The 20,719-nt window shown below is 34.8% G+C and carries 24 protein-coding genes; 14 read left to right on the forward strand and 10 right to left on the reverse strand.

Going from position 1 to position 20,719, the window contains the following annotated elements:
- Window positions 1-66: 66 nt before the first annotated feature.
- From CXF67_RS16745 to CXF67_RS16760, 4 genes are all read left to right on the forward strand, one after another.
- On the forward strand, window positions 67-396 hold the full coding sequence (locus CXF67_RS16745) for an ArsR/SmtB family transcription factor (RefSeq protein WP_102089790.1): 330 nt from the start codon (window positions 67-69) through the stop codon (window positions 394-396).
- 369 nt (window positions 397-765) lie between these two features.
- Window positions 766-1,218 carry a DUF6428 family protein gene (locus tag CXF67_RS16750; RefSeq protein WP_102089791.1) on the forward strand — a complete coding sequence of 151 codons (453 nt, stop codon included), beginning with the start codon at window positions 766-768 and terminating at the stop codon, window positions 1,216-1,218.
- A gap of 40 nt (window positions 1,219-1,258) precedes the next feature.
- Window positions 1,259-2,269, forward strand: a complete 1,011-nt coding sequence (arsB, locus tag CXF67_RS16755; protein ID WP_102089792.1) for an ACR3 family arsenite efflux transporter — start codon at window positions 1,259-1,261, stop codon at window positions 2,267-2,269.
- Window positions 2,270-2,467: 198 nt separating this feature from the next.
- Window positions 2,468-3,100 (forward strand): low molecular weight phosphatase family protein, encoded by a 633-nt coding sequence (locus CXF67_RS16760; RefSeq protein ID WP_102089793.1) that lies wholly within the window; start codon window positions 2,468-2,470, stop codon window positions 3,098-3,100.
- Here CXF67_RS16760 and CXF67_RS16765 read toward each other — a convergent pair.
- Complete coding sequence (locus CXF67_RS16765; protein ID WP_257984735.1) at window positions 3,080-3,877, reverse strand: DUF3667 domain-containing protein; 798 nt, start codon at window positions 3,875-3,877, stop codon at window positions 3,080-3,082. The genes CXF67_RS16760 and CXF67_RS16765 overlap by 21 nt on opposite strands.
- A 311-nt stretch (window positions 3,878-4,188) precedes the next feature.
- Between CXF67_RS16765 and CXF67_RS16770 the strand changes: the two genes are divergently transcribed.
- The 4 genes from CXF67_RS16770 to CXF67_RS16785 are packed head-to-tail and all read left to right on the forward strand — an operon-like array spanning window position 4,189 to window position 9,308.
- Window positions 4,189-4,863: a TetR/AcrR family transcriptional regulator gene (locus tag CXF67_RS16770; protein ID WP_257984736.1), complete on the forward strand. Its 675-nt coding sequence runs from the start codon at window positions 4,189-4,191 to the stop codon at window positions 4,861-4,863.
- 4 nt (window positions 4,864-4,867) lie between these two features.
- Window positions 4,868-6,529, forward strand: a complete 1,662-nt coding sequence (locus tag CXF67_RS16775) for a peptidase domain-containing ABC transporter (RefSeq protein ID WP_102089796.1) — start codon at window positions 4,868-4,870, stop codon at window positions 6,527-6,529.
- 2 nt (window positions 6,530-6,531) lie between these two features.
- Window positions 6,532-7,899 carry an HlyD family secretion protein gene (locus CXF67_RS16780; RefSeq protein ID WP_102089797.1) on the forward strand — a complete coding sequence of 456 codons (1,368 nt, stop codon included), beginning with the start codon at window positions 6,532-6,534 and terminating at the stop codon, window positions 7,897-7,899.
- Complete coding sequence (locus tag CXF67_RS16785) at window positions 7,896-9,308, forward strand: TolC family protein (RefSeq protein WP_102089798.1); 1,413 nt, start codon at window positions 7,896-7,898, stop codon at window positions 9,306-9,308. Before CXF67_RS16780 ends, CXF67_RS16785 begins: the two co-directional genes overlap by 4 nt.
- Here the strand turns inward: CXF67_RS16785 and CXF67_RS16790 are convergent.
- Entirely contained in the window at window positions 9,305-9,898 is a 594-nt protein-coding gene (locus tag CXF67_RS16790) for a riboflavin synthase (RefSeq protein ID WP_015024572.1), read from the reverse strand. The genes CXF67_RS16785 and CXF67_RS16790 overlap by 4 nt on opposite strands.
- A gap of 51 nt (window positions 9,899-9,949) precedes the next feature.
- Between CXF67_RS16790 and pdxA the strand changes: the two genes are divergently transcribed.
- From pdxA to CXF67_RS16810, 4 genes are all read left to right on the forward strand, one after another.
- Window positions 9,950-10,999, forward strand: a complete 1,050-nt coding sequence (pdxA, locus tag CXF67_RS16795; RefSeq protein ID WP_102089799.1) for a 4-hydroxythreonine-4-phosphate dehydrogenase PdxA — start codon at window positions 9,950-9,952, stop codon at window positions 10,997-10,999.
- A gap of 58 nt (window positions 11,000-11,057) precedes the next feature.
- Window positions 11,058-11,585 carry a YceD family protein gene (locus tag CXF67_RS16800; protein ID WP_102089800.1) on the forward strand — a complete coding sequence of 176 codons (528 nt, stop codon included), beginning with the start codon at window positions 11,058-11,060 and terminating at the stop codon, window positions 11,583-11,585.
- Between the two features lie 12 nt (window positions 11,586-11,597).
- Complete coding sequence (rpmF, locus tag CXF67_RS16805) at window positions 11,598-11,801, forward strand: 50S ribosomal protein L32 (RefSeq protein ID WP_102089801.1); 204 nt, start codon at window positions 11,598-11,600, stop codon at window positions 11,799-11,801.
- A gap of 102 nt (window positions 11,802-11,903) precedes the next feature.
- Window positions 11,904-12,821 carry a T9SS type A sorting domain-containing protein gene (locus CXF67_RS16810; protein WP_102089802.1) on the forward strand — a complete coding sequence of 306 codons (918 nt, stop codon included), beginning with the start codon at window positions 11,904-11,906 and terminating at the stop codon, window positions 12,819-12,821.
- Window positions 12,822-12,924: 103 nt separating this feature from the next.
- On the opposite strand, the gene CXF67_RS16815 is transcribed toward CXF67_RS16810, so the two are convergent.
- The 4 genes from CXF67_RS16815 to aspS form a co-directional block, all read right to left on the reverse strand.
- The gene (locus CXF67_RS16815; RefSeq protein ID WP_102089803.1) at window positions 12,925-13,116 is read right to left on the reverse strand and encodes a cold-shock protein; all 192 of its coding nucleotides are present in this window, start codon (window positions 13,114-13,116) and stop codon (window positions 12,925-12,927) included.
- Between the two features lie 116 nt (window positions 13,117-13,232).
- Window positions 13,233-13,508: a hypothetical protein gene (locus tag CXF67_RS16820; protein ID WP_102089804.1), complete on the reverse strand. Its 276-nt coding sequence runs from the start codon at window positions 13,506-13,508 to the stop codon at window positions 13,233-13,235.
- A 9-nt stretch (window positions 13,509-13,517) separates the two neighbouring features.
- The gene (locus CXF67_RS16825) at window positions 13,518-15,311 is read right to left on the reverse strand and encodes a chloride channel protein (protein WP_102089805.1); all 1,794 of its coding nucleotides are present in this window, start codon (window positions 15,309-15,311) and stop codon (window positions 13,518-13,520) included.
- Between the two features lie 60 nt (window positions 15,312-15,371).
- A complete protein-coding gene (aspS, locus tag CXF67_RS16830) occupies window positions 15,372-17,120 on the reverse strand; it encodes an aspartate--tRNA ligase (protein WP_102089806.1) in 1,749 nt (582 codons plus the stop codon).
- Between the two features lie 223 nt (window positions 17,121-17,343).
- On the opposite strand from aspS, the gene CXF67_RS16835 reads away from it, so the two are divergent.
- Entirely contained in the window at window positions 17,344-17,703 is a 360-nt protein-coding gene (locus CXF67_RS16835) for a toxin-antitoxin system YwqK family antitoxin (RefSeq protein ID WP_102089807.1), read from the forward strand.
- A gap of 40 nt (window positions 17,704-17,743) precedes the next feature.
- Here the strand turns inward: CXF67_RS16835 and CXF67_RS16840 are convergent, their stop codons facing one another.
- Window positions 17,744-18,310 carry a DNA-3-methyladenine glycosylase I gene (locus CXF67_RS16840; protein WP_102089829.1) on the reverse strand — a complete coding sequence of 189 codons (567 nt, stop codon included), beginning with the start codon at window positions 18,308-18,310 and terminating at the stop codon, window positions 17,744-17,746.
- 43 nt (window positions 18,311-18,353) lie between these two features.
- Here CXF67_RS16840 and CXF67_RS16845 point away from each other — a divergent pair, with 43 nt between their 5' ends.
- A complete protein-coding gene (locus tag CXF67_RS16845) occupies window positions 18,354-18,971 on the forward strand; it encodes a thioredoxin family protein (RefSeq protein WP_102089808.1) in 618 nt (205 codons plus the stop codon).
- On the opposite strand, the gene truB is transcribed toward CXF67_RS16845, so the two are convergent.
- Genes truB through CXF67_RS16860 form a run of 3 tightly spaced genes read right to left on the reverse strand, consistent with a single transcriptional unit; the run spans window position 18,968 to window position 20,719 of the window.
- On the reverse strand, window positions 18,968-19,666 hold the full coding sequence (gene truB / locus CXF67_RS16850; protein ID WP_102089809.1) for a tRNA pseudouridine(55) synthase TruB: 699 nt from the start codon (window positions 19,664-19,666) through the stop codon (window positions 18,968-18,970). The two genes, CXF67_RS16845 and truB, sit on opposite strands and share 4 nt — an antisense overlap.
- Window positions 19,659-20,456, reverse strand: a complete 798-nt coding sequence (locus tag CXF67_RS16855) for an undecaprenyl-diphosphate phosphatase (RefSeq protein ID WP_102089810.1) — start codon at window positions 20,454-20,456, stop codon at window positions 19,659-19,661. The genes truB and CXF67_RS16855 overlap by 8 nt, the downstream gene beginning before the upstream one ends.
- Complete coding sequence (locus CXF67_RS16860; protein ID WP_102089811.1) at window positions 20,456-20,719, reverse strand: DUF3098 domain-containing protein; 264 nt, start codon at window positions 20,717-20,719, stop codon at window positions 20,456-20,458. Before CXF67_RS16860 ends, CXF67_RS16855 begins: the two co-directional genes overlap by 1 nt.

A 20,719-nucleotide genomic window follows, 5' to 3' on the forward strand; every position in this document is an offset into this window, starting at 1 on the left:
AAAAAAAGTAAAAAGGCTTTTAAAGTTTATTATTAATCGTAATATTGCTATATATAGATTTAAGAAATGGGAATTACACGCACAGAATTATTTACAAACAAACAAAATGAATTTGCGCAGATTGCAAAAGTATTTGGTCACCCAGCACGTTTGGCAATTCTAGAAGTTTTACTTAAGAGCAGCACTTGTATTTGTGGCGATCTGGTTGAGGAATTAGGCTTAGCTCAATCCACTATCAGCCAACATTTAAAAGAGCTTAAAAATGCTGATATTATTAAAGGGAATATTGAAGGGAATTCAATTTGCTATTGTATTAATGAAGAAAAGTGGTTTGAATTGAAAGTGACTTTCAATGAACTTTTTGACAGGTATCCCAATCCAAAAGAGTGTTGTTAAGGATAAATTTATTCTTTCTATTGATTTATGTTGATACTATGTATTGAGAGCTAGAAAATATTTCACACGAAGAATAAAAAGAAAGAGCAGTCATTAAAAATAATTACAGGGAAAGAAAATAATAGACGACTATTCTATAAACCTCTTAGAAATGAATTGTGTAAATGCTTAGTTTGAATATCAAATATAATGATGACAGAAAAGGAACTCTTTTTTAAGGTAACAGGAATCGCTTTAGGTTTACATAAAAGGCTTAGACCCCGCTTGTTTGAGTCCACATAGGAATGTGCCTTAAATTAGGATTTGCTAATTAGTTGGCACCTTTTGCGTGAAATAAAAGATTGAATTAAATAATAAAAGCACTATAAAATGACACTTAAACAAGTAAAAAAACATTTGGCTAAAGTCGAGGTTTTAAAGTTTCAATTACCAGACGGAAGTATAGTTCCAGCTCATTTCCATGTCACAGAAGTTGGACAAGTTACCAAAGACTTTATGGATTGTGGAGGAACATTACGACATGAAAAAGTGGTTAATTTTCAGCTGTGGAATGCAGATGACATTGACCACAGATTGCAACCAAAAAAGCTGAAAAACATCATTCAGCTTTCAGAAAGCAAACTTTTTATAGACGATAGATTGGAAGTTGAAGTGGAGTACCAAGGTGATACCATAGGAAAATACTATTTAGGTTTTAATGATGGAAAATTTCAATTGGTGAGCACGCTTACAGATTGCCTAGCTAAGGATAAATGTGGAATTCCGGAACCTGAGTCCGCAGAGCAAAATTCTGTTTGTTCTCCAGAATCTGGGTGTTGCTGATGCTGATGAATTATTTAGATAAACCACTGATTCTAATTTGATGGGAAAGTTTGAAAAATACTTAAGCCTATGGGTAGCTTTAGCTATAATCCTAGGTATTTTTGTAGGTCGTTTTTTTGGAGATTCTATAGAGTTTCTCAGTGAACTTGAAGTAGCAAAAGTCAATATTCCTGTAGCTATTTTGGTCTGGATGATGATTTACCCTATTATGGTTCAAATTGACTTTTCATCTTTAAAAAACGTTACCAAAAACAGTAAAGGTATTGGATTAACTTTGGTCATTAATTGGTTGGTGAAACCCTTTACAATGGCCTTTTTTGCTTGGTTATTCCTCGATCAGATTTTTCAGGCCCATCTATCTCCGGAAGATGCACAGCAATATATCGCAGGAGCTATTATCCTTGGAGCGGCCCCATGTACGGCAATGGTATTTGTTTGGTCTTATTTAACCAAGGGAGATGCCAATTATACACTGGTGCAAGTTTCACTCAATGACATAATATTGCTTATCCTTTTCATACCTATCGTAAAGCTTCTCTTAGGGGTGACCAATATTGAAATCCCTTACGATACCTTGATTTATTCAGTACTAATTTTTGTCGTTATTCCTCTTACTGCCGGCTATCTGTCCAATAGATACTTGATAAAGAAAAAGGGTTTGGAGTGGTTTAATTCGGTTTTTTTAGCGAAGCTGAAGCCAGTCTCTATGATTGCACTCATAACTACTTTAGTTCTTTTATTTGCCTTTCAAGGGGATAAAATCGTCAATAATCCTTTTGATATTTTGTTGATTGCAGTCCCCCTTACCATTCAGACTTATTTCATTTTTTTTATAACATGGTTCTTAGGTAAATATTTAAAACTGAAGCATAATGTGTGTGCACCATCTGCAATGATTGGCGCTAGTAATTTCTTTGAACTTGCAGTCGCCGTTGCTATTTCACTATTTGGCCTTAATTCTGGGGCTTCACTAGCTACGGTTGTAGGGGTACTTATAGAAGTGCCAATTATGCTGTCTTTAGTCGCTTTAGCTAATAAGTGGAAGTATTAAACTCTAGATATATCCTTAACTAATACCAAATTAAACCTATAATGTCGCAATAAATCGTTTCTTTTTCGCTTGCTTTTTATCAAAAATAATTACCATAACTAAGGCTATGCTAATTATTTTTAACTTTAGTCAATCAAAAAATAATTCAATTTATTTATACGACATTATAAATCTAATTTGGTATAAACACCATTTCTTATGTTTCCAAAAATTGAAAGCTTGTGTCGAAAACTTGAAAGTGAACGTGATTTAATTTCAGAAGAAAGAAAATTGATACTCAAAAGTATTGTAAGAGCTTTGGATATTGAACTTAAAGATAAAGGAAAAGCAGACCTCATTTATATCTGTACCCACAACTCAAGGAGAAGCCATTTTGGTCAAATTTGGGCAAGTGTTACATTAGAATTTTACGGAGTTTCATCACGCATAAATGCTTTTTCTGGCGGAAGCGAAGTCACTGCCCTTCATCCCCATTCTATTAAAGCTTTGGAAAGCTTAGGGTTTGAAGTTTTGTCCAAATCAAAAGGTGAAAATCTTCAGTATGAAATAAAATTTGGTGATGAATCATCAACTTTTTGCTGTTCTAAACTCTACGATGATAAAAGAAATCCTCAAAAAAACTTCATAGCTATAATGACCTGCTCTCAAGCCGACGAGAATTGTCCCTTTATTCCTGGAGCCACTTTTAGATCGTCAACTCCATATGGAGATCCAAAGATTTATGATAACACCAAACTTGAAAAAGAAAAATACCTCGAACGTGCTTTGGAAATTGGTAGAGAAGTATGTTTTATGATGTTTTTTTTAACATCAAAAAAAGACAATGCTTAAAACGGCTAGACTACTTAGCACTAAAAGAGCACTTATCCAGTAGAAGTTAATTATAATGAATTGTTTGGAAATTGTTTTTATTCTTTTTTGTTTGTAAAATTTTCGCATAGACTTATACAGATAAAACAAATACAGAAGTAGCCAAAACCATAGACTTTCAAAGCTGAGTATGATGGCTAAAAAAAGCAAAATCAGAAAAACAGTTTGTTGATTGTAATTGAATATGAGGTGGTGCGTATAGGGGATTTTCCTCCGTATATAAAACAAGGAGCTAAAAATAGTAAAAATAGGAATAAAGAAAAACAGAAAAAAGGGCAGCTTTGGAAGTAGAAAATTCAAGAAGTCTATTGGGTTTTCTTTCAGTCTTGCATAACCAAATAAAAAGTTGAATTTTAATTGGTTTATCATAGTTTTTTCTATCCCTAAGGAGTCAACCACCTCAGTATAATCAGTTCTAGGATTAGCCTTAATAAAATTGGCAATTTTAAAAGAAGGTGAGTTTTCCTCAAAGCTAAATTCATGATTGAAATTCTCATTATTTTCAATTCGTTCATCTTCTAAAGTGCTTTTTAATTCTTTTAAGTCATCTCTGTTGATCCAACTTATGGCTAAAAAGAAAACAATAGCAGTGCTTATAAAAAATCTAAATGGATTGACATACTTAATTCGTTTTCCTTGAATATATTCTTCACTTAGTTTTCCGGGGTGGAACACTAAAGCACTTATAGTTTTTCTAAAACGGGAGTCATAAGAAATTAAACCAGAGAAGAACTCCACTAAGAGCTCTTTTAAATTTAAAGGTTTTGATGAATTTTTTTGACCACAATACGAGCAGAACCCGTCGGATATATCCAGATGGTGGTCGCAGTTTAAACAAGATTTTGTCCTGTGTAAAAAGCGCCTAGGTCTAGATTTAAATTTTATTCTGAGTTTCATTTATAAGGAAAAGCTATCGCAAATTACATTATTTATTCTTTAGCTGTTTATAGAGGGTCAATTTTATTTAACATTTTGTTAGCATCAAAAATTCAATTCCTATGACCATGTTGATAGTTTTACTATTAGATTTGCGTTCTGAATTAATAGTTATGCATAAATTACTATCCAACTTAAAAATTGACATTAACTCTAGTCTTTATTTAAAAGACCCAGAAAGTTCTCCCTTGGGTAGAAATATTGTTAAGAAAAGTATAGATCTAATTGATATTCATGGAATTGAGGAGTTCAATTTTAAAAAATTGGCTTTTGAAATTGACTCCACAGAAAGTTCAATCTATAGATATTTTGAAAATAAACACAAGCTTTTACTTTACTTGTCGACGTTGTACTGGGGGATTTTAGAAATTGAGTTTGTATTGCAAACCACGAGTATGAAACCTGGAATAGATAAACTTATGAAAGCAGTAGACATTTTGTTTAGTATTCCAGAATCTCAACACAGTTCTTACAAGCTAGATGGAAAAAAATTGAGGCATATTTTAAATTCAGAATTTGTAAAAGTCTATCATAATAAACAAGTTGACGAGCAGAATAAAGCGGGGTATTTCAGTATTTATGAGCGCTTAGCCTCCAGGATTTCAGCTATTATTTTAGAAGTAAACCCAGACTATCTTTATCGGAATAGTTTATCTTCTATGGTGATGGAGGGGTCATTAAATCATTATTTCTTGTCTGAGCATTTTGAAAATTTAACTGATTGTCATTCTAAGGCAAATTTGTATTTATTCTATAAGGATTTATTGACAAATACCCTAAAAGGCTAAACCTATGACAGAAGAAACTAAATTACCTTGGATAAGGCTTTTGCGTTTATTAAAACTGGAACGCAGTCCTGTGTTAAAAATATTTTTCTATGCTATTTTTGCTGGACTTGTAGAGTTAGGACTTCCTCTAGGAATACAGGCGATTGTTAATATTATTATAGGTGGTGAATTTAATGCCTCTGTTATAGTCCTTACACTTGTAGTTTTGTTCACTGTGGCTTTTGCAGGAGTGTTGAGGTATATGCAGTTAAGGATTGGTGAAGATTTACAGCAGCGTATATTTGCACGCTCTTCTTTTGAGCTCATTTATCGTTTTCCAAAAATGAAATATTCAGAATTACAAAACCAATATCCCCCAGAACTTGCCAATCGCTTTTTTGATGTAATGAACATCCAAAAAGCCTTACCAAAGCTAGTTATCGATTTCTCGGGAGGAATAATACAGATTTTATTTGGTTTGATTCTGCTTTCCTTTTATCATCCATTCTTTATTCTTTTTGGTTTTTTGATTTTACTTCTCTTTTATATTGTTTTTAAACTGTCTTTAAATGAAGGTGTAAAAGAAGCCCTTATCGAATCTAAATACAAGTATCAGGTTGCTCATTGGATTCAAGAAGTTTCAAGAAGTCTGGAGGGCTTTAAGGTGTCGGATAGTTTTTCTTACTCTTCTTCGCGAAATGATGAAACCAGTTACAAGTATCTTCAGGCTAGAGAGCGTCATTTTAGAGTACTTAGATTCCAGTTCTTCAAAATGATTGTTTTCAAAATTATTGTAGCAGCAGCGCTACTGATAGTTGGAGGTTTACTCGTTATAAACCAACAGATGAATATCGGTCAATTTGTTGCTGCGGAGATTATTATTCTTTTGATGATTAATTCTGTTGAAAAACTTATTCTTGGATTAGAAAGTGCCTATGATTTATTGGCTGGATTAGAGAAATTTGGTAGAATAACAGATATACCTTTAGAAAGGCAGGACGGCGAAAAACCACTTAGGAAAGATCAAAATTTGATTTTTGAATATAAAGACGTCAATCTTTATTTACTAGGGAAGCATATCCTTAAGGATATAAATGTGGAAATACGACCAAAGGACCTTATCTTGGTTCAAGGAACGCCTGGCTCTGGTAAGACGACGCTTCTTAGAACTCTAGTAGGACTAATTGAAGAAATAGAGGGAAGTATTTTTGTGAATGACATTAATTTAAAGAATATAGATATCACACATTTCAGAGATTTCGCTGGGCACTTTTTCCCAAACAATAGAACATTTCAAGGGACAATTCTTGAAAATATTACGCTTAATAATCCAGACATCTCTATGGAATTTGTTCAGCTTTTAGTGGAAAAACTCCAGCTTAAGGATTTTGTCAAAGCACAAGATAAAGGACTGCAAACGGTTATATATTCTGAGGGAAGACAATTGCCATACACCGTTAATAAAAAGATTATGATAGCTAGGGCTTTGGCTTCCAAACCAAAATTATTAGTGCTAAAGGATCCAACTGAAGATTTTCTGGATGAAGAAGAAAGTAAAGTCATAGATTTTATTACAGACCCCAACATGCCTTGGGCTGTAGTTATAGTAAGTCGAAGTGATAAATGGAAAAGCAAGTGCAATCGCTTTTTCTTTATGGATAATGGCGTAATGTCTATAAAAGAATAATTATGCTAGATGTATCAAAAGAAAAACTAAATGAAAAAGTAGATTTATCTCACTATAAGTCTATGCTTTTTACATTCAATAAAGATAGATTTCTAACCTTCAACAAGATTATGTCTATTTTTGGAATCGTGTTTCTAGTGGTTCTATTTTTACCTTGGACACAAAATGTGCAGGGGAATGGGTTTGTAACCACGCTAGAGCCCAATCAAAGACCACAATCTATAGAGTCTGCTATATCTGGTAGAGTTGAAGAGTGGTATGTGAGCGAGGGTCAAATTGTTAATAAGGGCGATACAATTTTGCATATCTCTGAAGTTACTGATAAGTTTTTTGACCCTAACTTATTGATGAGAACAGAGTCACAAATAACGGCAAAGAACTTTTCTTTGGATTCCTATACTAGTAAAGTGAACGCTTTGAATTTCCAAATTGAAGCGCTTAAAGAAGAACGAAAGCTTAAGTTAGAACAATCTTTAAATACCCTTGAGCAAGCCCGACTTCAAGTCCAAACTGACAGTATAGACTTGGAAGCTGTAAAAATACAGCTCAGCATTGCAGAACGCCAATTTGAACGTACTGAAACGCTAGAGAATGAAGGCTTAAAAGCTATTACCGATGTTGAATCCAAGAAACTTCAGCTCCAAAATAGCCAAGCCAAAGTCATTTCTCAAAAGAATAAATTGCTTTCCAGTAAAAATCAAGAGATAAACTCTAAAATAGAAATATCTAGTATTAAGGCCAATTATCAAGAGAAAATCTCTAAGGCTGAAAGTGATAAATTTACAGCTTTGTCTGGTCAATATGATACAGAAGCACAAATGACTAAGCTAAAAAATGAATTCACTAACTATAAAGTCCGGTCTGGTATGCTTTTTATCACCGCTCCTCAAGATGGGTTTATCAATAGGGCCATACAGAAGGGAATTGGAGAAACCTTCAGTGCAGGTACGAAAATTATAAATATCATGCCTATCAATATTGAAATGGCTGTTGAGACCTTCGTTAGACCTATAGATTTACCCTTATTGCATCCTGGTGAGAACGTGAGAATCATTTTTGACGGGTGGCCCGCTATCTTCTTTTCAGGTTGGCCCAATCTTTCTTATGGAACCTATGGAGGGGAGGTTGTAGCCGTAGAACGAACCATCAGCGACAATGGTAAATTTAGAGTGCTCATAAAACCAAACCCAGATGAACAGGAATGGCCGGAGGTTATAAGAGCAGGTTCTGGAGCAAGAACCATTGCCCTTCTCAACAACGTCTCTATTTGGTATGAAATGTGGAGACAAATAAATGGATTCCCTCCAGATTACTATCAACCTCAAGACTCTAATAAAAATAGCAACAAGAATCAAAATGCTGGAAAATGATGCGCTTTTATTCTATCTTATTCTTGTTTTTCTTTCATAATGCTTTTGCTCAAGAAGAAAATTTAACCAACACATTGAGCCTTAATGAGTTTTTGGCCTACGTTAAAGAGTACCACCCCCTCTCCAAGCTCGCTAATTTTGAAATTTCAGCGGCACAAGCTCAATTGCTTAAATCTCGAGGTGCTTTCGATCCTAAGGTTGAGATCGACTGGCAGAACAAAGAATTTAAAGGGAGTGAATATTACGACATCCTAAACTCAACCTTCAAGATTCCAACTTGGTATGGCGTAGAACTAAAGGCTGGTTTTGAACAAAATGAAGGACAATTTCTCAACCCTCAAAATAATGTACCACAAGACGGTCTTTATAGTGCAGGTATTTCAGTACCCTTAGGTCAAGGCTTATTTATCAACCAGCGGATGGCAGATCTAAGGCAGTCTAAAATTTTGCAAGATTTGAGCCAAGCTCAACGGGATATACTTCTCAACAGGTTGCTCTATGATGCTGTATTATCTTACTTAGATTGGTATTTAGCGAATAGAGAAGTTCGTCTTTTTATTAATTTTGTAGAACGTGCTGAGGTGAGGTTTGAAGGTATCAAGCAAAGTGCATTAGAGGGTGACATACCAACAATAGATACTCTGGAAGCTGGAATTATTGTTCAAAATAGAAAGTTGAGCTTGGAACAAGCTAATCTAAAATTGATCAAGAGCAGATTGACGTTATCGAACTTTCTTTGGTTCGAAAACAATGTGCCTTTGGAACTTAATCCACTTGTGGATTCAGAAGATTTGACTGCTGGAAGTATAGATCCTGTTTTAGGGACAAACTTGCTTCAGTTGGAAGATTTTGTGCTGGAAGATCACCCTAAAATAAGGGCATTGGATTTTAAAATTGATCAGCTTCGGGTGAATCAAAACTTGAAAGCAGATATGCTAAAGCCACAATTGGACCTAGAGTATAATTTCATCAACGAACGAGTTAATCAAGTTGATAATTTAAATTTTAATGCTAGCGAATACAAGGCGGGGGTATATTTTAGACTGCCTTTGTTTTTGAGGAAAGAACGAGGAGATTTGAAGCTTGCCAAAATTAAAGTCAATGAAGCGGAATTAGATCTTGATTTTGAGACCTTGCAACTTCAAAACAAAATACAAGCTTCAAGAAATGAAATCCTTTCTTATAGTAATCAGTTAACAATTTTTAAATCCATTGTTCAAGACAATTCAGATCTATTGAGAGCAGAAGAAAGGAAATTTTCATTTGGCGAAAGCTCAGTTTTCCTTATCAATTCTAGAGAAGTAGGTCTTATCAATGCAAAAGTAAAGCAGATTAAAGCCTTTGAATTACTTCTTAAGTCAAAGGCCGACCTCTTCAATGTGCTAATCAATGATGCTAATCTCAACTAATTGTTCTGAAGTTCTAGCAAGCGTTTTACATATTTTCCTATCACATCAAATTCTAAGTTAACGACATCGCCTTCGGTCAAATTTTTGAAATTGGTGTGCTCATAAGTAAAGGGGATGATAGCTACACTGAATTCGTTTAATTTTGAATTGACGACAGTCAAACTCACTCCATTAATAGTAATAGACCCTTTTTCAATGGTTACGTTCATCAATTTTGGATCGTAGGAAAACGTATATTCCCAGCTTCCATTTTTAGTTTCAGCACGTTGGCAAACGGCTGTTTGGTCCACATGGCCTTGAACAATATGGCCGTCTAGATGAGCATTCATTTTCATGCCTCTTTCTAGATTGATATAATGCCCAATTTCAAGATGGTTTAAGTTGCTCTTATTGAGTGTCTCCTCTATAGCAGTGACTTTGTATTTGCCGTCTTCAATATCAACCACGGTAAGACATACGCCGTTATGTGCTACGCTTTGGTCAATTTTAAGCTCTTTGGCAAAGTTTGCTTGTATAGTATAATCTATATTCCCTTTTGAAACCTCTATTTTAGAGATTTTACCTACTTCCTCTATTATTCCTGTAAACATTTTTGTAGATTATTTCGTTACCTTTGTTGGGTACAAAAATAGTTGAATTTTATGAGAACTAAGTCAAATGTCAGGGTAGGAATTAGCATAGGAGACATGAATGGCATTGGGCCAGAGATAATATTAAAATCTCTAGAAGATCCAAGAGTTTTAGAGCTTTTTACACCTGTTATTTTTGCTAACTCAAAGATAATGTCCTTTTTTGGTAATAAATTTAACATTAAACTACAATTTAATGGCATTACCGATGCTAGTGAAGCTATTGAAGGAAAGATAAATGTAGTGAATGTTTGGAAAGAAAATGTAAAAATAAGCTTTGGAGAAGAAAATAAAACAATTGGGGGCTATGCTATTCAATCTCTAAAGGCTGCAACTCAAGCCTTGATAAAAGAGGATATTGATACGCTGGTAACGGCACCAATTCATAAAAATAGCATTCAATCTGACGAATTTAATTTTCCAGGACATACAGATTACTTAGCTCAAGAATTGAAAGGCGACAGCTTAATGTTTATGGTATCTGATATTATTAAGGTTGGACTGCTTACCGATCATGTGCCTGTTAAAGACGTTTCTAGTAAAATAACTGAAGAACTTATTGAAAAAAAGGTAAATGCTATTCACGATTCCTTGAAAAAAGATTTCAATATTCGGGAGCCTAAAATTGCTGTGCTTGGAATCAATCCACATTCTGGCGACGGAGGAGTTATTGGTAAAGAGGATGATGAGGTCTTAAAACCAACCATCAAAAAATTTATAGAAGAGGGTAAGTTTGTGTTTGGTCCATATGCGGCTGATAGCTTTTTTGGAAGTAAAAATAATGCTAATTTTGATGCGGTTATCGCAGCTTACCATGACCAAGGTTTAATTCCTTTTAAAACGCTCTCTTTTGGCAATGGGGTTAATTTTACTGCTGGGCTTAATAGAATAAGAACATCTCCAGATCACGGGACAGCTTTCGATATTGCAGGGAAAGGTATAGCCGAGGGGAGTTCTTTTACACAAGCTATTTTTATGTCTATTTCTATCTTTAAAAACAGATTAGAATATTTGGAACTAAACAAAAATCCCTTAGAAAAACAAACTCAGAAATCATTTTAGTTATTTCTAGAGAGTATTATTAATTTTAATATATTTGCAAACTGAAAACTGATGTTGTATGAGGAAGTTTAAGGCTTACGCCATACCTTTTGTAGGATTGAAAGTTGAACAGCACAGATTTGATTATAAAATTGATAATTCGTTCTTTGAGCTTTTTGATTTTAATGAATTTAATAATGCAGATGTTAGTGTTGATTTAGAACTTACCAAAAAAGCAAATATGCTTGAACTTGAGTTTGAATTTACAGGACACGTTAACGTAAATTGCGATCTTACTCTAGAGCCTTACAATCAACAGATAAGTAATCACTTATCACTAGTTGTGAAGTTCGGAGACGATTACAATAATGATAATGAAGAGTTGTTAATTTTACCACATAGCGATTACGAAGTAGAAATCCAACAGTATATTTACGAAGGAATTATACTAGGTCTTCCTGTGAAAAGAGTACATCCTGGAGTAGAAGACGGTAGTATTAAGTCGGAAATCCTTGAAAAGTTAAATGAATTACAACCAGAACAGAATACTAAACAAGAGGATACAGATCCTCGATGGGATAAATTAAAAGAATTACTAAACGAATAATACATTTGAGCAATGGCACATCCAAAGAGAAAAATCTCGAAAACAAGAAGAGATAAGAGAAGAACACATATCAAGGCTAAGATGCCACAAATCGCCACAGACACCACCACTGGTGAGGCGCATTTGTTTCACAGAGCACATTGGCATGAAGGTAAAATGTACTACAGAGGTCAAGTTTTGATCGACAGTACTGAAGATGCCGAAGTTGTAGAGTAGCATATCTTATTTTACATTTTAAAATTTACTCCTTTATTAATTTAAAGGAGTTTTTTAGTTTGTATAGTAATTTTAACTAACTTTAAATCAAAACTTTATATTATGAAACAACTCTCCACTCTTATTATTTTATCTTTTCTAAGTACCCATCTCTCATTTGCTCAAGTTACCTCCGTGCCTGACGAGAATTTTGAACAAGCCTTGATCGATCTAGCTATCGATACTGATGGAGTTATCAATGGGCAGGTTTTTACTGCTGATATTGAAAACATTATTGAACTGAATTTTAGTGAATTAAATGGTACTTATTCTATAGAAGAATTCACTGGTATTGAAGATTTTACTCAGCTTGAAATTTTTAAGCTTACTGATCCGGTTTTAATTAATTTTTTTGGTGATGAGACTAAACCGAATTTTTTAAATGAAAATATAAATCTAAAACAAATCTACATAACGAATGATTCTGCAGATGCTCCAAATATAGACATAGAAAGTTTAGATTTAAGCAATCTTGAAAATTTAGAATATATCGATTTGAGTAATGTTGATATAAAATCTATTTTTTTGAATAATCCTGAATATGATTATGAAAATGTTACACTAGATCTTTATTTTGAAGGGTTTCCTAGATCTGAAAATGATTGGAATGTTTGTGTTGGCGTTAAAGACCCTGAAGCGGCGAGTTCTGGTAGTTTTCCTTACAACACTTGGACAATTCTAGCTGGTGGCGTCAGAACATTTTCATTTTCTACAACCTGTAACTTAGGGGCAGACGATTTTGAAAGTTTAAATTCAATTTCCGTTTATCCTAATCCAGTAAGTAACACACTCAATTTTAATAATCCCAATCAAATTGAACTTGATCAAGCCCAAGTGTATAGTATGGAAGGCAGGTTGGTTAAATCTTATCTTGATCTAAAAGAAAACATCGATCTAGAGGACTTAGTTTCAGGTGTATATTTTGTAACTATAAAAAACAAACAACAAGAGGCTTTAACCTTTAAAGTTATAAAGCAGTAAAAGTTGCTTGACAACAAATTAAATTTGGCATAAATACCTTTAAAAAAAAAACGCCACTCGAAAGAGTGGCGTTTTAAGATTTTGAAAAAAAAATGCTATATGATTAGATCAAACGTACATCTGAAGCGTTCATTCCTTTTTTTCCTTCTTCTTCATTGTACTCAACTTCGTCTCCTTCGTTAAGAGATTCACCATTAAGTCCTGTGACGTGTACGAAAATATCTTCTCCTGTTTCGTCGTTTGTGATGAATCCATAACCTTTAGATTCATTGAAAAATTTTACTTTACCTTGCATAACAATAAATAATAATTAATAATACTACAAAAGTAAATAAAATTTATCTTTCATGTGTTTTAAATTGAATTATATTTTGCTTTAATTAAGTCATTTTCAACAAATTAAAGGTCTATTTACTCACTGGACTTATCCTTCCTATTATCTTCTTTAGATTTATCTGAAAGTTTATTTATTCTATCTATGTTTTCCTTAGTCAATGTGTAATCTTGTAGACGTTTCCCCTTCCACCGGTGGGCCAGGAAGAGAGGCATCAATATAAAAGCGCTAGCTAGTACACTTATTCCTATAATTCGTTCACCTATAATATCACTTTCATAAAGTTTGAAGTAGGACCCAAGTAAGAATCCAGCTAGGATGAAAAGAAAAACCAATTTGATAAGTGCTCTCATAGTGATGTTTTAAACAGTAACTTCTATTAATTTTTGTCGGTAGGCCGTTAGCAACTTAGATTTTGAGATAAATCCAACATATTTCTTATCCCTCACCACAGGGAGATTCCATGCTCCTGTATCTTGAAATTTCTGCATGATATCTTTCATTTTGCATTCATTTAAATCTATGATATCTGGAGCGTTTTGCATAAGGTCACTTACTCTCATTTCTTCGTAAAGGGTTTTATCAAACATGATCGTTCGTATATCATCTAAAAGGATGATCCCCTGAAATAAGTAATCCTTATCCACCACAGGAAAGATATTTCGCTTGGACTTTACTACACCTTCACTTACTATTTGCCCAAGATTCATCTCATTGCCTAAGACTTCAAAATTATCCTCTACAACTTGTTGAATATCCATTAAAGTTAGCACATTTTTATCCTTATCATGTGTTAGAAGTTCGCCGCGTTTAGCCAATTCCATTGTATAAACAGAGTGGGGTTGAAATGATTGTGTGATTAAATATGAAATTAAAGCAGTGATCATTAAAGGCACAAAGAGTTGATATCCACCGGTGAGTTCGGCAATAAGAAAGATGGCTGTTAACGGCGCGTGCAGTACACCTGCCATCATACCTGCCATGCCAACCATTGTAAAACTACCCGTTGAAATGGGTTTGTTTAAAAAGTCTAAGTGATTGACTATTAAAGCGAAACAATGCCCTAAAGCGCTTCCCATAAAAAGAACAGGAGCAAAGATACCACCTACCCCACCAGCAACAAATGTTAATGATGTGGCTACTATTTTGAAGATAACTAAGCCTGCTAAAAGCAGGATCACAACCCAAATATTATCAAGAAACTCATTGAAAAAGTTCGTTTGTAAGGCTTCTTGATAGTTCTCTGAAAGCAAATGATTGATGACACCATACCCTTCACCATAGAGTGGGGGGATAAAATAAAGCACAACTCCTAGGCTAGTTCCTGCCAAAAGAATCCGTAGAAAAGTATTTTTAATTGAAGAAAAAATCTTGTGTATTCTAAAATAAATATTTGTAAAATATATAGATCCAAAAGCACAGATACAACCCAAAACTATGTAAAAAGGAACCTCAGAAATTGTAAAATCATTTTGAAGTACAAAAGGAATAATCGTGCTGGACCCAAAGAAAAAATAGGAGGTTAGAATGGCAGAAATAGAAGCCATCAAAAGTGGTAACATACTAACCAAAGTCAAATCTAGGCTAAAAACTTCAATAGCAAATATAATCGCCGCGATTGGTGCTTTAAAAATGGACGACATAGCCCCTGCAGCAGCACAACCAATAAGGAGGGTTCGCATATTTTGATTCATGCGAAACAACCTTGAAATATTTGAGCCTAAAGAAGCTCCCGTTGCAATTGTAGGACCTTCTAAGCCTACAGAACCTCCGAAACCAACAGTAATAGGGGCTGTGATTAATGAAGCGTACATTTGAAAACGCTTCATAATTCCCTTTTTCTTAGAAATAGCGTACAAAGTAGAGGGTATGCCGTGCCCAATTGGCCTACGTATAATTTTTTTAATGATAAAATAGACCAAAGCAAATCCTATAACTGGGAAGACAAAGTAAAAAGCATGATGATAATTTACGATGAACTCTTTTTCAAGTAATCTCTGGATAAAATGTGTAAGATTTTTAATAACAACAGCCCCTAGACCTGCCGTAAAGCCTATCAAAGCACTCAAAATGATTGTAAATTGATGATCCGTCAAATGCTTGGTTTTCCAAATCAGAAAACGTTGTAAAAAAGGTAGTTGTTTAAAAGGCCTCATTTTAAAAGCACTGTTTTAAATTAGTGTTGTCGTCTTTAATCACCCATATAGTCATCAGCGTCAAGAGAGCTTTTTAATGTGAAGCTCTTTCAGTTGATCAGCACTCAGCTCTGCTGGGGCATCAATCATAATATCCCTTCCAGAATTATTTTTCGGAAAAGCGATATAGTCTCTTATGCTTTCCTGTCCACCGAGAATCGCTACAAGTCGATCCAATCCAAAGGCAATACCACCGTGAGGGGGTGCGCCATAAGTAAAGGCTTTTATCAAAAACCCAAATTGAGCTTCTGCTTCTTCTTTAGTAAACCCAAGATAATCAAACATCATGGATTGTGTTTTTTGATCGTGAATTCTTATGGACCCTCCGCCAATCTCATTTCCATTTAAAACCAGATCATAAGCATTAGCCTTTACTGCTCCAGGATCTGTGGCTAACAACTCGAGTTGTCCTTCTTTTGGTGAAGTAAACGGGTGGTGCATAGCATGGAATCGCTGTGTAGCTTCGTCCCATTCTAATAAAGGAAAATCGACAACCCATAGTGGCGCAAATTCTTTAGGTTTTCTCAAGCCCAATCTATTGCCCATTTCCATTCGCAAAGCGCTTAGTTGTCCACGGGTGGTATGAGCTTTACCAGAAAGAATACAAATAAGATCGCCAGGTTGAGCTCCAGTTTTTTCTACCCACGCTTTTAAATCAGATTCATCATAAAATTTATCGACAGAGGATTTCAAACTTCCATCCTCATTGTATTTTACGTAAACCATTCCTTTTGCACCAACTTGTGGGCGCTTCATCCACTCGATGAGCTTGTCGATCTCTTTTCTAGAATAGCTTGCAGCTCCTGGAATAGCGATACCCACGACAAGTTCAGCTTCATTAAAGACCTTGAAGTCTTTATGCTGAGCAATAGCGTTAAGCTCGCCAAACTTCATCCCAAACCTAATGTCTGGCTTATCGTTTCCGTACGTTTGCATCGCTTCATCATAAGTTATACGAGGGAAATCCTTGACCTCTACACCGTTTATCTCCTTAAGTAAATACTTAGTTAGGCCTTCAAACGTATTGAGAATATCTTCCTGCTCAACAAAGGTCATTTCGCAGTCGATTTGTGTAAATTCCGGTTGTCGGTCTGCGCGTAAATCCTCATCTCTAAAACACTTAACAATTTGAAAATACTTATCCAATCCTCCAACCATAAGGAGTTGTTTAAACGTCTGTGGAGACTGCGGTAAGGCATAAAATTGACCAGCATTCATACGGCTAGGGACCACAAAGTCTCTAGCGCCTTCGGGGGTCGATTTGATGAGGTATGGAGTTTCAACTTCTATAAAATCTTTTTGTGTCAAATAATTTCTAACAGCCATGGAGACTTTACTTCTGAAGATAAGCTTATTCTTAACAGGGTTTCTTCGGATATCTAGATACCGATATTTCATCCTTAAATCCTCTCCACCATCAGTCTCATCTTCAATTGTAAAGGGAGGGGTTTCAGAAATATTGAGAATAGTAAGTTTTTCCACCAACACTTCAATGTCTCCAGTAGTGATGGATTTATTTTTAGATATTCTTTCTATAACCGTTCCTTCTGCCTGTATAACGAACTCACGGCCTAAACTTTTAGCTTTTTCCATGATATCCTTAGGCGTACGATCAGAATCAAAAACCAACTGAGTAAGGCCATAACGGTCTCGTAAATCTACCCAGATGATAAATCCTTTGTTTCTTATTTTTTGTACCCAGCCAGATAAAGTAACTTTTTTATTTAAAGAATTTATGTTTAACTCGCTGTTATTGTGATCTCTATACATGTTTTGTGGTTTATGACAGGATTTGCAAAAATAACAAGTTAACGGTCTTAATGAAGAGGATGTCAAGGAAATTTTTAGACTTACTTAAAGACTTGATACTTGCTTTATTTACAGATCGAATCGCCCTATGCACTCCTCATTTAAGAGCCTTTGTAAAATTAATGTTAACCAAATGTGTTTTAAATGTAAATTATATGTATATTTGAATCTAAATAAAAGAGATATGAAAGCATTTAGCACCCTTGTAATGGTTTTTTTAATGAGTTTTACACTTTTTGCTCAAACTGATAAAGACCTGGTGAAGACAGAAAAAGTTGGAGATTTACACAAAGTAGCTATGTTCTATGAAAGTGGAGAACTACATCAAATGGGATATATTAAAAATGATAAACTTCATGGTGAGTGGGAATCTTTTGATAGAGAAGGAAATAATCTTGCCAAAGCAAATTATAAAAACGGTAAAAAAGTTGGACAATGGATGTTTTGGAATAATGGTAAACTTTCTATTGTAGATTATGATGAAAATAAAATCGTCCAAGTGAAAACTTTCGTTGAAGAAGGAACTCAAGTGGTAAGTAACTAGAAGATATAATTTTAAGCATAAAAAAAGTGTCTAATGTAAATTAGACACTTTTTTTATGCTTAAAACAATAGGTTAAGTGATCGTTAACCATTCCAGAAGCCTGCATAAAAGCATAAATCGTCGTAGGCCCTAAAAATTTAAATCCTCGTTTCCTTAAGTCTTCCGAGATATTTTGACTCAATTCAGTTTGTGAAGGAACTTGGTTTAATTTTGAAAATGAATTTAATATAGGCTCTTTATCCACATACTTCCATATGTATTTCGAAAACGAGTTGTATTCGTCTTGAATTTTTATAAAGCCTTTCGCATTGGTAATACTAGCTTCAATTTTACCTCTATGTCTTATAATCTTTTCGTTGTTGAGCAATCTGGAAACGTCTTCATTGGTGTACTTAGAAATTTTTTGATAATCAAATTGATCAAAAGCCTCTCTGAACTGCTCTCTCTTCTTTAGAATAGTCAACCAATTTAAACCAGCTTGAAAGCTTTCCAATAGAAGCAATTCATATAGGTGTTGATCTTCGTAAACGGGCTCTCCCCACTCTTCATCATGATACTTTTCATAAATTTCTTGACCGATACACCACTCACACCTTACCTTTGCCATTGTAATAATTTTAATATAATTCGACTGTTTAAAAAACACACACATGAACGAACAAACACAACTTGAAAGTATAAAAAAACACTTAGATAAAGCACTTACTTATTCAGAATATAAAGAACTTGTAGGTGATTTGTTGAAAGAAGATAAATCGACAGGATTTACTCAAAATGAGTCGTATCTCAATTACTCTAAACTAGGCTTTAGCCGAATGAATCGTTGGGAAAAAACGTCAGAATTAACAGCAGAACAAATTGAAGCTATCCAAAAGGTAACTAAAAAGCAAACTTGGCTTGTCATTACAGAAGGCTGGTGTGGTGATGCCGCTCCTGTCATCCCAATCATGAATAAAATAGCAGATATAAATCCGCTCATCACCTTCAAACTGATTTTAAGAGACGAAAATGATGAACTTATGAGCCAATTTTTAACTAATGGCGGCAAGTCTATACCTAAGCTGGTTTCTTTTAATGCTGAAGAAAATGATCTTTTATTTATTTGGGGACCAAGACCAAAGGAGGCTGCCGATTTGGTGGCTAAAGAAAAAGCCGAATATGGAAAACTGAGAGATGAATTTAAAATCACTCTTCAGAAATGGTACAACCAAGATAAGGGGAAAAATATCGCAGAAGATCTTGTGAATTGCTTAAAGGCAACTGACTAATCCTCTATAAGCTTTTCAAAATCTTCAATGCTAAGGGCTTCCTTAACATTATAATCTCCAATTTGAGTTCGACGTAATTCAGAGAGGTAAGCCCCAGAATTTAAAGCTTCACCAAAGTCATAGGCCAAACTTCGAATGTAAGTGCCTTTGCTACATTGGACTTTAAAGTTGAGTTTAGGGAAGTTGTTTTGGGTAATATCAAAACTGTCAATATTTACTTGACGTTTAGGAATATCAACGCTTTCTCCTTTTCTGGCATATTCATATAAACGCTTTCCCTCTTTTTTTAAGGCTGAAAAGATCGGGGGGCGTTGCATGATTTCTCCTCTAAATTGAGGTAAGGTGTTTTGGATAAGCTCAGTAGTAATATGAGAGGTTTCAAAAGTCTTATCCACTTCTGTCTCCATATCGTAGGAAGGAGTCGTAGCGCCAACTGTAAATTCGCCAGTGTAAATTTTGGTTTGTCCCATCAAAGATTCGATGGTTTTTGTAGCCTTGCCCGTACACAAAATAACTAAACCGGTTGCCAATGGATCCAAGGTCCCTGCATGTCCTACCTTAAGTTTCTTAAGGTCAAATTTTTGTTTGATAAGCCATCTCACCTTATTCACCACTTGGAAAGAGGTCCAATGCAAAGGTTTATCAAAAAGCAAAACCTGTCCTTCTTTTATTCCGTCTAAAGTTAAATTATCCATTCAGTTGAGTAAAAATAATTGAGCCAACACCAACTACAAAACAGTAAATGGCAAAGTATCTCAACTTACTGCGTTTCACAATCGAAATCATCCAGGTGCAAGCTAACAATCCAGAAATAAAAGCAGCTACAAATCCTACTCCATAGCTCACCATATTGGCCTCGTCTATAGAAATATCACCACTTGTAATATCCTTCAAAATTTTTCCAAAAATAAGAGGAATCACCATTAAAAAAGAAAATTTTGCAGCCTTGGACTTTTCATTACCAAGAAGCACAGAAGTAGCAATAGTCGCCCCACTTCTCGAGATTCCTGGTAAGATAGCAATAGCTTGTGCCACACCAATTACAAAGGAATTCGAGTAGGAAACTGGTTTTAAAATAGCCTTGGATTTATCGGTTAACCAAAGTAGCAATGAAGTCACAATAAGCATAAATCCTACCAAAATTAGGTTTCCACCAAAGAGCATTTCCATTTGAGATTCAAAAAAAAATCCAACAAGGGCCGCGGGAATCATCGAGATGATAATCTTTAAAGAAAAGCGAGTTTCCTCATTCCACCGGAACGAAAATAGACCTTTGAAGATCTCAACAATATCTTTTCTGAATATGACGATAGTGCTCAATGCCGTTGCGAAATGAAGAATCACGGTAAGCAATAAAGATTCTTTTGGAAGACTATCGTTTCCTAAAATCGCTTTGCCTATCTCTAAATGACCACTAGACGATACTGGTAAAAATTCTGTTAGTCCTTGGATAATTCCAAGGATACTCGCATCCCATACATCCATTATTTAGCAGACTTTGGCTTGAGTAGAATGGCATACACTTCTATAGCAAAGCCAATTAAAATCACGGTAGGGGCGAGGCGAATTCGTCTCCAGCTAAAGATGTCTGGATTAAACACATTGGGGTCATCACTACCACCGCCAGCCATCAGAATAAATCCAACAGCAATCACCGCCAATCCAATGATCATAAATTTATAATTAACTTTTTCGAAAATTAACTTTTCGCTTTCTTTAGCTTCTTTTTTACGTTTGCTTTCTCCCAT

Origin of the sequence: Psychroflexus sp. MES1-P1E (assembly GCF_002836055.1) — a bacterium.
GTDB lineage: Bacteria > Bacteroidota > Bacteroidia > Flavobacteriales > Flavobacteriaceae > Psychroflexus.